The 1,416-nt window shown below is 35.9% G+C and carries 1 protein-coding gene; it reads left to right on the top strand.

What is annotated here, in order from left to right:
- A partial coding sequence (locus tag AB1414_20860; GenBank protein MEW6609862.1) for a carbohydrate-binding domain-containing protein occupies window positions 1-1,416 on the top strand: 1,416 nt, incomplete at both ends.

The raw sequence follows: 1,416 nt of genomic DNA, 5'->3' as shown, positions 1-1,416 counted from the left end.
TTATGGCTTTTGGGTTAGCTCGTCATATACCAAATGAATTAACCTTACGAAACTTAGACCTTGACGAAACAGAACCAACTGAAATATTTGCCTCAGAATTAGAAGAAATTCCAGAAGGTAATCCTGTACCACACTTAGAATACCCCATTGGCACTATCCTGAAAAACTCTGAAACTAATGATGAACAATACTACATGATAACACCAGCAGGTGAGAAAAAACTTATTCCAGATACAAAGACATTAGAGAGTTTAGAATTAGATATTTCAAAGGTCAAACCAGTCCCATTTTCAAAATTACAAGGTATCACTGATGATTCAGAACCTTTCCCTCACTTAGAATATCCAAACGGTTCTATACTCAAATCAGGCGATAAATATTACTACACCACGATGGACAAAAAGATTGAACTACCAGATGAGATGACACTGAAGGCACATGGTTTAGATGTCAAGCCTTACACTATCTCAGTCAAGGCAAAAGGCACTCAATCTGGCGGTTCATTCCCTTTAATCCAATTGCGTGTTGATGGCCAGGTAGTAAAAGAATGGTTTGTAACGGATGAATACAAAGACTACACTGTTACTGTGCCATTATCTTCAGGCAACCATAAAATAGATGTTGTCTATCCTAATGACCAGGATATATACAGTTGGTTATCCACCTGGGTGGATAAAGATCGCTCTCTTACTGGCACAACTTACGAGTACTACTCTCAAATATTACATCAAACTACTGCCAACCGTGAATTATGGATAGATTATATTAAAGTAGGTAGTAATAATAAAGATAGTCAAAAAATAATTCATGCAGAGGACCTTACTCAAGTAAAATATGATCGTGGTTCAAATCAAAATATCGGTGGTGCACTTGATAACCAAGGAGTAGAAGCAGGTAAAGAAAGAATGGACACTGCCGGGGCACTTAGATTTAATGTAGATATTGACCCAGTAATAAATGTCACTAAACAAGAGTTAGAAAAACTTGATACTGTTATGACATTTGATGAAGTTAAATATCCAAATGGGACTGTAATAAAAAACCAAGCGGGTGATAAGATTTATCTGATGCAAAGTGGAGTAAAACAAGAGATAAAAGGTGATAAGACCATTGAGGCATTAGGTATTGAAAAAGATACCCCTATCCTACTAAATACCTTTAATTTTAAGGAGTTAAATAGAGGTAAAAGGATATATGACTTAACTCCAGTAAGTGGGCAGTGGACGCTAACGGATGGAGTATATACTCAAGGGAATATAACAGATTTGGCCAAAGCTAAAATAGATGGCATATATTCAGACTTTATCTTTGAGACAAAGATAAAAGCTGAGCAAACAACATATCCCACTGATTGTCGCTACATTAATTTTAGGGTCAAAGATGAACAGAATCAATATGTATTACAGATATTTGGCA

This window comes from bacterium (genome assembly GCA_040755795.1).
Taxonomy (GTDB): domain Bacteria; phylum UBA9089; class CG2-30-40-21; order CG2-30-40-21; family SBAY01; genus JBFLXS01.
This window is presented reverse-complemented; position numbering and strand designations above follow the sequence as displayed.